Genomic DNA, 6,850 nt, shown 5'->3' on the forward strand with positions numbered 1-6,850 from the left:
TCGTCCCCAGCAACGGAAACTAGCCATAACCGAGGCCAGTTCCACCGTTCTTCTGACACTCCCCGCGCTGGCCCGCCGCAACGTCCGGTGGGGACGGGTCGCGGCGGTGTCGGCGGCGGGTCTGGTCCTGGGCGCGGCCACCATGGGTGTGGCCGCACCGGTGATCGGCGCCGCGGTCGGCGGGGTCTTGGGCTTCGGGGGCGCGGCGGCGACCTCGGCCGGTCTCGCCGCGCTCGGGGGCGGCTCGCTGGCCGCGGGCGGCTTCGGCATGGCCGGCGGGACAGCACTGCTGACCGGGCTGGGCGCGCTGGGAGGGGCGGGTGCGGGCGTGGTCGGGTCGCGCCTGGCCGGGTGGACTGCCTCCGACATCGTCGACGCGGCGATCAAGCTCGACGTCGTGGCCCGGATGGTGGTGCTCGACGCCGAGGGTGACGAGGCCAAAGCACGGCTCGTGGTCGAGGCGCTGCAGGTGCGTCTGGACGAGGTGACCGCGACGATCGGTCGGCTCGCCGGGCAGCTGCGTGCCCTGGCGGCGGAGAACGCACGCCTGACCGCGGAGAACGCTGAGCTGAAGAAGCGGTGGGAATCCGAGCAGGCCGATGCCGAGACGGCGCGGACGGCTCTGGAAGTCGTCCTCGGCCGCATCCCGGTGACGGTCTGAGGTGGACGAGTCGATCCTGCGCAACCTCGACACCCAGCACCGCCGCCTCGCCGAACTCGAGGCGGACGTGGCGCGGCTGCTGGCCGGCGACACCGACGACCTCGCGGCGGTGACGGCGGTGCCGGTCGGTGGGGTGTCGCCAGGGCGGTATGGCGATCTCACGACGGCCAACGATGCGGTGCGCGCCGAGCGGGGGTGGGACGAGATCGACCTCGACGCGGCGCTCACCCCGGCGTTGCGTGAGCAGTACGCACGCTGGGACGACCGGCACCGGGCCCGCTGGACCCGCAGTGACGTCGCCGCCGTGGCCTGCGCAGGCGCGGTCGGGATCCTCTCCACCTGGTTCGACTCGACCATCGACCGCGCCGTCCGGGACCGGGTCAACAAGCTCGCCGACACGCCGCTGGTGCGCCGCTGGGAACGTGAGGCCAAGCGGATGCCGATCGACTACACCGGCCCCCGATTCGGCGGGCCGGGCCATCGGCTGCGCTCGGCCGGGCACGACATCGGGCGGCCGTTCGAGGCCCTGCGTCAAATCCGGTCCGGGGAGTTCCGTGGCTACTCGTGGGACTACGGACAACGCACAACCCACCTCGTCAGCGGCTATGCCCCGGTCGCATCGCTGGGGGAGGCCCTGACCCTGTGGGGCAAGCATCTGGTCGCGGACGTCGTGACGCCGATGAGTCTGCCGCTGCCCGGCGCATCAGCGCTCTACGAGCTCCCGTCGGCGCAGCTGCGCCGGTTCGCCCACCAGGCCTACGACAGCGGCCTGAACCTGCGCTGGGCTGCGCTGTCGACCTTGCCGGTCATCACCTCCGAGGTCATCGTCCGGACCTACGTTCACGGCGCAGCGATGCTGAGCCGTGGCACTGCCGTGCTCGAACCCGCCGAGGCTGCGAAACGCACCGAGCTGCGCCTGGCCACGCACGCACTCGTCGGAGCCGCGTCGCTGGGCAAGGCCCTGACCTACGCATTGGCCACACGCTCGCCGATCCGGGCCTACCGCCACCTCAACTGGCCGGTCCTGGTCACAGCGGCCACGACCGCCCTGCAGGTCGCCGGCGACGCCAGAACTCGCAACCACGCCCCGGGCCGGTCGTGGGATGACTTGCTCAACGACATCGGTCGACCGTGGCAGCTTGACGAGGCTGCGGCCGTCGATCGGAGCTTCGCGTAGGTGCCATTTCGTCGCTGGCACCGCGTCACTGGCACCGCTGGCACGGGTCAGCCCCTCTCACCGGCAGACCGGCACCCGGACCGTCGTCAGCATGATGACCACTACTCCTGGATCGTCGCGTAGGAGAGCAGGCCGAACGTGCCGGACAGGACCGGGGCCTCGACGAACGGGACCGGGCCGACCTTGTCGACGACCCGGGCGAACACGGTCGACGGGTCCGGGTCGGTGGTCTCGAGGATCTCCAGCGACCGCTCGGGTGCGGGCAGGCCGTCGACGAGGCCGTACTGGGATGCCGAGCTGTAGAGGCCGGTCGCGAGCGCCTCGGCCGTCCACTTCTCGCGGGCCGGGCCGTAGGCGGCGTAGCTGCGCAGCAGGGTCACGGCGGCCAGGTCGGGCGCGGGCGTGCCGCGCTCGGCGTCGAGCGCGTAGGTGGACCGGACCGGCACGGACACCAGCGTCCAGCGCGGGTCGTCGAACGCGTCGTGCGGATAGCGGTCGTGGTGGTCGGTGGCGTGCCACGCACCGTGGAGGTCGTCGGCGACGAAGTCGTAGATCGCGGCGAAGCGAGGGTCGTCGTCGGTACTCGCGGCGTCGGTGTTCTCGAACCGGTAGGCGTTGACCAGCAGGCCCGGGAACAGGATCCGGGAGGTGTAGGCGTCGTACCAACCGCCGGCGTCGGACTCGCGGCCCGGCTCGAAGTTGGTGAGGACGAACCGGATTCCGGTCCTGCTGACGCCGAACATGAGGGCTCCCTTGCGTCGTCGCGAGAGGTCACCCCGGCCCCGCTGCCGCGGCCCGGCGAGTCTGGCTCACGGCTTCATAGTCGTCAAGATTCTGACTACGGATCGGGCCAGGTAGCGGCGGTAGTCGTAGTCCTTGTCGGCGTGCAGCGTGTCCGGTCGGCTTCAAGCTCCCCGCCCGCATGACCCGCCCTCCAGGCGGCACAGCCGCACCGAGGTCATCGCGGCTCGATGCCGTTGTTGCGGCCATGGTCCGGATCGTCTCGCGGGTGAAGCCGGACAGCTCGACGACGTCCTTCTGCGGCACCCCCGCACGCAGCGCCTCGACGATGACGGGCTCGATCGCGGCACGTACCTGCGCGAGAGAAGTGCGGACAGCCTTGTACTCGTCGCCGGCCTTACGCAGCTCGAAGCGCGGATCGTCAGCCATGCCCACAGCTTGGCCTAGACGAGTAAGTCCTAACGGCGTGCCGGGCCCGGGACGTGACAGGAGGGTGTTGAAGATCAGTTTGTGACGACCGACCTCAACACCCTCCTGACCGCACTCTACGTCAAGATCGACGACTGGCTGGGGGGAACCTCACGTAGATGGTGATAGAACGTTGCAGCGTCCTCGGTCCAGGCTAGTGGAGCTACAGCGGCAGTGTTCGCCGCACCAGACGGTGGCGATCGCGCCGTTGCCCGGGGTCAGAATGCGGGCTCATCCCAATCGGGGGTGTAGGAGTTGGGGTCTGAAGCCGCCGGTCTCGAGCAGGCTTCGGGCGATGTAGTTGGTCAGGTTGCGGAACCCGAGTGCGGAGCCGCGCAGGTGTTCGAGCCGTCCGTTGAGCGCCTCGGTCGGCCCGTTGCTGGTGCCGGGTCGTTCGAAGTAGGCGAGCACGTCGGCGGCTCGCTTCTTCAGGGTCCGGCCCAGGGTGGTGAGCTCGGTGAGCACCTTGGGGACGCCGGCGCTGAGGTCGGTGATCAGCTTCTCCATGAGCTCGCGGCCACGTTGCCGGTCCTCGTGGCGATAGGCGGCGATCATGCGCTGGTAGACACCCCAGGTCGCCTCGACCTCGACGTGAGCGTCATCAACGAACAGCGCGCGTAGCCTGTCGCTCTGCTTGTCGGTGAGCAGGTCCGCGCCGGTGTGCAGCGTGCGCCGCGACTTGTAGAGCGGGTCGTCCCTGAACCCACGGTGCCCGTGGATCGCGAGTTGGACCCGGCGCCGGCACCTGTCGAGGGCGTCACCGGCCAGGCGCACGACGTGGAAGGGATCCATCACCGTGACCGCGTCCGGGATCTCCTCCGCAGCGGCGGTCTTGAACCCGGTGAAGCCGTCCATCGCGACCACCTCGACCGCGTCACGGAAGGCGTCGTCGCGGTCGGCGAGCCAGGTCTTGAACGCCGCCTTCGACCGGCCCTCGACCATGTCCAGCAGCCTTGCTGGGCCGGCGCCATCGCGGACCGGGGTGAGGTCGATGATCACGGTGACGTACTTGTCGCCACGCCTGGTGTGGCGCCAGACGTGCTCATCGACGCCAATGACCTTCACGCCCTCGAACCGCGTGGGGTCGTTGATCAGCAGCCGATTGCCTTCGGCCAGGACCGCGTTGTTGGCGGTGTCCCACGCGACCCCGAGTCCCTCGGCGACACGGGCGACGGTGAGGTGCGCGACCACGATCCCTTCCAGCGCCCACCGCAACCCGGTGCGCGAGAGCTTCGCGCGTGGCTCCGCCGCGGCGCTGGTGTCTTGGCGCCACACGTGTCCGCAGTCGGCACAGCGGTAGCGGCGCACTACAACTTCCAGCACGGTCGGTCGCCAGCCCAGCGGCTCGTGGGCCAACCGCCGGATCACGGTGTCACGAGCAGCGCCTTCGCTGCCGCACCGTCGGCAAGACTGATCTGGTTCCACCACGCGGCACGCGAGGACCGCACGATCCGGTTCAAGTCGTTGCCCGGTCACGCTCAGACCGAGGCCGTCGAGTCGAGCGAAGGCGGTCAGGTCAGGGCGGCCGAAGCCGGCCGGCGGGGTAGCGTCGGACACGTCGAGGTCTTTCGGATGGATGGCGTAGGAACCTCCATCGTCGGGAGACCTCGACGTCTATCTGCGGACCGACGCGCCCGGCCGACCTACACCCTCATCTGGGAAGAGCCCGCAAAGCCGACGTGATTAGGTCGTCGGTTCGATTCCGACAGGCGGCTCCGGCGAACAGCCCCTGACCTGCGCAAACGCAGGGCAGGGGCGGTTCGGTTCTGGTGGTCGCGCGATGCGCTGGCCTCACGGCTCTGCCCGACACCGACGTCGCTCTCCTCTGCGACGGACCCCTCGCCGGCTGAGCGCTCGCGGCCGGCATCCTGTCCGTGTGCCGATATGCCTCGCTCCGCTCGGCAACGCAGCGTGGCGTTGTGTCGCGACCTGGACGTGCGAGGTGTCAACGGTGCGTCGGCGCAGCGATCGTTGTGTGCGCAGCGAGATGCTCCATGCCGCACGCGCGGCGCGCACGAACGCAACGCCCCGGAACGCCAACGACCCGTCATCGCTGCGACGCGCAACGCGTCTCCCGTCACGGCAACGGATCGCAACCACGACCCGCCCACGGCGCCTCGCGGGACGGAGGGCAAGTTGACACAGTTGCGCTGCCATGGAACCGCGCTGGCTCTCTCGATGACCACCGGTGAAACAGTGCCGCTCCAGGCTTGCGCCTGGTGTTGCCTGGCCTCCTCGTGATCGGCCCGTCGGGGATCGTCAACGTGGTGCGGGTGTCGAGGCGGTCGGGTCCGACGGCTCGGCGGGGCGCGATCGTCTCGTGCGTTGGCGGACTACGGGAGCTTGGACGCGAGGACGTCGGCCGCCAGGATCTCGGGTGCTGCGCCGAGGAGGTGCTGGTTGGCCATCAGGGCTGCGACGATGGCGCCGTTGGCGTGGGCGTCGCGAGCGGCCTCGTCGGGGAATGCATCGAAGATCCAGAAGGTGTCGGCGTGGGTCCTAGCCGCGAACCAGACAATCGTTCCTACTTCTTCGTTGGCGAGTGCGACAGCGCCGGCGAGCAGATCGGCGAGCGCGTCGTGCTGTCCATCGGCAGCGACGATCTTGGCGACGAAGGCATACGGAAGTGATGCGGGTGTGGACATGAGGGGTTCTCCTTGAAGTCGGGGTTCTTCGTGGGGCGAGTTCAGCGTATGACGAGCGAGGGCCGGTGGGGAGTGGCGTATACGGCAGTATTGCTATTGTTCGCGCCATGCGTATCGGACTGATCGCGATCGACGGCTGCTTCGGTTCGGCGGTCGCGTCGGTCATCGACATCGTGCGGGTGGCCGACGGAGCCCGCGGCGATGTCGACCCGCGGATCGACCCGATCGAACTCGCCATCCTCGGACCGAAACGGCGAGTGACCACGACGGCATCGATGACCCTGTCGGTGGACCACCCGCTGTCGGAGTCCGGAGAGTTCGACGTGGTCGTCGTCCCTGCGCTTGGAACCCTCACGGCCGCCGCGACCCACGACGCCCTCCAGAGCCGAGATGCTCGTTCGGTCATCGCCTCACTCGGGCGCCTCGACGACGCGACCACCCGGATCGCCGCGGCGTGCACCGGCGTGTTCGCCGTCGCCGAGACCGGACGGATGCATCATCGGCGGGCGACGACCAGCTGGTTCCTGGGGCCGGAGTTCCTGAAGCGCTATCCGACCGTCGCCCTCGATCTCGACACCATGGTCGTGGTCGACGGGAACCTCGTCACCGCCGGCGCCGCCTTCGCCCACATCGACCTCGCGCTCTCACTCGTGCGATCGATCAGCCCCGACCTGGCCCAACATGTCGCCAAGCTCCTCATCATCGACGAGCGCCCGTCGCAGGCGGCCTTCGTCGCCTACGAACATCTCCGGCACGAGGACCCGATCGTCGTCGAGTTCGAACGCTTCGTGCGCGTCCGCCTGGACGAACCGTTCAACGTCGCCTTCGTCGCGCAGTCGCTCGGCACCAGCCGGCGCACCCTCGAACGACGAGTCCGTGCGGCGCTCAACCTCACTCCGCTCGGCTTCGTCCAACGGCTTCGCATCGAACGAGCTCGGCACCTCTCAGCAACCACGGACCTCACCTCCGCCGAGATCGCGCGACGGGTCGGCTACGCGAACGCCGAGACTCTGCGCTCCCTCCTGCGCAGGGAGCGACGCCGTTCCTGACCTATCGCCATGCCTGTAGCCGGTGTCCTAGCTGTTGCGACCCAGCACGTTGTTGACGGCGTGGTGGCTTGATCAAGGGGAAGGCCTCCTGGCGGAGTGGGTGTGTCTG

Annotated in this window: 7 protein-coding genes; 3 read left to right on the plus strand and 4 right to left on the minus strand. The window is 69.2% G+C overall.

The features are described 5' to 3' along the window. Positions 1-661 (plus strand): hypothetical protein (locus PSD17_RS19375; RefSeq protein WP_339123994.1); only part of this gene is annotated, 661 nt, incomplete at its 5' end. Position 662: 1 nt separating this feature from the next. Beyond that, the gene (locus tag PSD17_RS19380) at positions 663-1,838 is read left to right on the plus strand and encodes a hypothetical protein (RefSeq protein ID WP_339123996.1); all 1,176 of its coding nucleotides are present in this window, start codon (positions 663-665) and stop codon (positions 1,836-1,838) included. Positions 1,839-1,939: 101 nt separating this feature from the next. On the opposite strand, the gene PSD17_RS19385 is transcribed toward PSD17_RS19380, so the two are convergent. The 4 genes from PSD17_RS19385 to PSD17_RS19400 form a co-directional block, all read right to left on the minus strand. Beyond that, positions 1,940-2,581, minus strand: coding sequence for a hypothetical protein (locus PSD17_RS19385; RefSeq protein WP_339123997.1), 642 nt, complete (start codon positions 2,579-2,581; stop codon positions 1,940-1,942). A 28-nt stretch (positions 2,582-2,609) separates the two neighbouring features. After that, entirely contained in the window at positions 2,610-3,008 is a 399-nt protein-coding gene (locus tag PSD17_RS19390) for a hypothetical protein (protein WP_339123999.1), read from the minus strand. Positions 3,009-3,278: 270 nt separating this feature from the next. After that, positions 3,279-4,604 (minus strand): ISL3-like element ISPfr2 family transposase, encoded by a 1,326-nt coding sequence (locus tag PSD17_RS19395; protein WP_026197714.1) that lies wholly within the window; start codon positions 4,602-4,604, stop codon positions 3,279-3,281. A gap of 776 nt (positions 4,605-5,380) precedes the next feature. Further along, entirely contained in the window at positions 5,381-5,692 is a 312-nt protein-coding gene (locus PSD17_RS19400; RefSeq protein ID WP_006247389.1) for a putative quinol monooxygenase, read from the minus strand. A gap of 65 nt (positions 5,693-5,757) precedes the next feature. Here PSD17_RS19400 and PSD17_RS19405 point away from each other — a divergent pair, with 65 nt between their 5' ends. Further along, entirely contained in the window at positions 5,758-6,741 is a 984-nt protein-coding gene (locus tag PSD17_RS19405; RefSeq protein ID WP_445261025.1) for a GlxA family transcriptional regulator, read from the plus strand. Positions 6,742-6,850: the final 109 nt, after the last annotated feature.

Source organism: Pseudonocardia sp. D17 (genome assembly GCF_036984265.1).
Taxonomy (GTDB): domain Bacteria; phylum Actinomycetota; class Actinomycetes; order Mycobacteriales; family Pseudonocardiaceae; genus Pseudonocardia; species Pseudonocardia benzenivorans.